The sequence below is a fragment of the Helicobacter pylori FD535 genome (assembly GCF_000296015.2).
In the GTDB taxonomy this organism is placed as follows: domain Bacteria; phylum Campylobacterota; class Campylobacteria; order Campylobacterales; family Helicobacteraceae; genus Helicobacter; species Helicobacter pylori_CT.
The window spans coordinates 1-2,803 of the sequence record NZ_AKHP02000049.1 but is presented as its reverse complement, the minus strand read 5'-3'; the positions used below and the strand labels follow the sequence as shown (position 1 = coordinate 2,803).

The 2,803-nt window shown below is 38.0% G+C and carries 2 protein-coding genes; both read right to left on the bottom strand.

Translation table 11 applies throughout. From position 1 onward, the window contains the following. Positions 1 to 7 precede the first annotated feature (7 nt). Positions 8 to 1,117 carry a Hop family outer membrane protein HopJ/HopK gene (gene hopJ / locus DV63_RS15570; protein ID WP_001160287.1) on the bottom strand — a complete coding sequence of 370 codons (1,110 nt, stop codon included), beginning with the start codon at positions 1,115 to 1,117 and terminating at the stop codon, positions 8 to 10. Positions 1,118 to 1,168: 51 nt separating this feature from the next. Beyond that, the coding region (locus DV63_RS0209475; protein WP_031202713.1) for an autotransporter outer membrane beta-barrel domain-containing protein at positions 1,169 to 2,803 on the bottom strand (1,635 nt) is incomplete at its 5' end.

Sequence of the window (2,803 nt, the reverse complement as noted above, 5' to 3'; positions counted from 1 at the left end):
TAACCCCCTAAAAACTATAAACATAACTCACATTAAACATGACAAGGCGTTTAAAAAACAAAGAAGTGTTCAACCCTTTGCCATGCGTTTCATAAAAAGAATTGACCGCTAAAGGGATTTTCAAGCCCATTTCAAATCCGTTATGCCTATTGACATTCACACGAACCCCAAAATTCAAAGGGATCTGGAAAAAACTCGTGTGCATTTTGGCCTGATAATTCGTCAAATAATTGTTGATAAAATCCGTTTGGCTCACCCACATGCTCAAACCACTCCCTACCCACGAACTCCCCGCTAAAGCAAAGCCCGCATAAAAACCCACGCTAGAATGTTTTTGTGAATTATCAATGAAATTATAAAGATAATCTATTCCAAGCCCATAGAGGTGGTTGTTCATTTTGCCTAAACCATCAAAGCCGTTACCCACAAAACCAAAATTAGTGTAACCATAGTCATAGAACAAGTAATAGCGCAACCCTTGATTTTTTTTCTTGGTGAAGAAATGCTTATAACCTACGCTCAAAGCTACCCCATACATGCTTGAAATGTTTTTAGAATAAGAGTTGGGATCCAGCGCGTTTAGGGAATTTGAAATTGCAGCGGTTTGAGAAGATAAAGAAGAAAGCATGTTGTTTTGGGATTGGGTGAATTGCAATTCTAAATTTTTTAAGTTTTTTTCAAATTCTAAAGGGTTAGTGGTGGGTTCTTGTATTTTTTCTAACGCTTGGACTAATTGGGGGTTAGATGAAACGCCACCGCTAATCATCACTATTTTTCCAATATTTTCAAAGGTGGATTGGAGGTAGTATTTCTCGGCTTGGATTTCAGTGGGGGTTAATTTGGAGTTGTTTTTTAAAGCGTTGTTGATGTAGTTAAAGGTGTTTTGCATGCTGGTGATTTCATTTTTGACTTGATTGAGCTTATTAATTTTATTTTGAGCGTTAGAAATGGTTTTAATGCGTTCTTGATTCAAAAAGGGGTTGTTGTGTTGGATGGCATGACTGATAGAATATTCAAAACCCACGCTCGCATACGCCCCATTTTCTTCAGCAATACAAAAAGATAAAAATAAAGGTAGAAAGAATGATGAATGTAATAAGGCTTTTGGAAATTGCATGGTTGATCCTGCTATGAATTGGGTTTGTTAAAAATAGGTTTAATGATACCATTAAAAAGCATAGCGCATACCAATATTTCCGGTAATATTAATATCTTTATAATCAAGCCCAAACCTAGCCCCAATGCCCGCATTCACATAAAAGGTTTTGAATAACCTTATCTCCCCACCTGTGATAATGCTAGCAAAAGTGTTGTATCTGCCGCCATCTCTATAGCTTAGGGTGTTATTACCAATGAAACGCACCATTTTATCCCCCATAGAATTGATAAATAAATCTCTGCCCACATCCGCAATCACAAAATAATAAGAGTTTTTATTGAAGTAGTGCCGACTTTCTAGGGCAAAATTAATCGTTAGAACGGATTTTTTATTAGGGTCAGCATTGGCTCTGAATTGATTGTAAATAGGATCATCCATAATGCCCCTTAAACCAGACAAACCAATGTAATAATAGGCTAGGCCTATTTGAGGTTTAAAAATAACGCTTTTATCTTTAAACATGAAATCATAGCCGTAATTGATTTTAGCGTCAGTCGTCCAGGTGTCGTATTTGTAAGACTGATTGATGATTGAGAGTAGGGGGTCATAAGAGTTGATGAAAGTCTTATTGTATCCCCAAGTCTCATTCAAGCTCATCGTTAATTCGCTTCTTTTGATAAACGCTCGGCTATAAACACCCATATTGACATTGCTAGAGCCTGATTGAGTGATGTTTGCATGAAACCCGCTATACCCATAAGCGGCATAACCCCCTACAATCACGCCCTTAATAAACCTGTCATACCCTACATTGATACCATATAAAGTCCCAGTGCCTCCATTAATAAAACTAGCCCCTCCAACTCCTGTCGCCCACACATTATTTTTAACTCTGTTTCTTTGAGAGTATTTTAAAATCACATCCATAGCGTTAGGGATCGCATCAGCGAATCGCTTGTTTTTAAGGGCTTCTAAGCGTTCTAAGAAATCCGAACGAGCGAAAGTTGAAGTGTCAGAGAGCTTGGCTAAACGGCTCATTTGCTGCGTGTAGGTATTGATCTGTAAAATATTAGTGGCATCATTTTTAAAATCAGGGTTAGCGATGACTTCTAAAGTGTTGGCAATATTTCCAGCGATCGTGGTTAAATCTTTTGCGGAATGGCTTTCTAAATAATAGGGAGCGAATAAAGGACTTCCCTTAGTTTCAAAGATTTTATTGAGCCAATTAATCGCTTGACTGCCTCCAACTTGATCAATACTATCCACGCTTTGAACGCCCTGAATTTGAGCGATATATTGTTTTAAAGTGGGGGCTTGTAGGTTGTTGATAGGATCATTAGAAACAGCGATTTTCACTTTATTATAAAGAATAGAAGTGTAAATATATTGATTTTGAGAGTCTTTAAAGCCTACAATTAAACCGCCATCTTTAAGGCTCACGGCTTGCCCGTTATAAGTTAAGCCGTTGTCAGTCATCGCCATATGCTTGCCATTAATGTCAATGAGCGTGTAAAGCTTAAGGTAATTATCTAGGCTGCTGCCTCCTGTGATTTGGTCGTTATACCCGTAATAAATGGCCTTAGCGCTATCAATAAGCGTGTAAGCGCCTGTTTCTTTTGAAGAAGTGTTGAATTGGATTAAGGGGTTATTGTTATTAGCCATGATTGTCGCACTGCCTTGAGCGTTGATAATGGCATGGCTAGC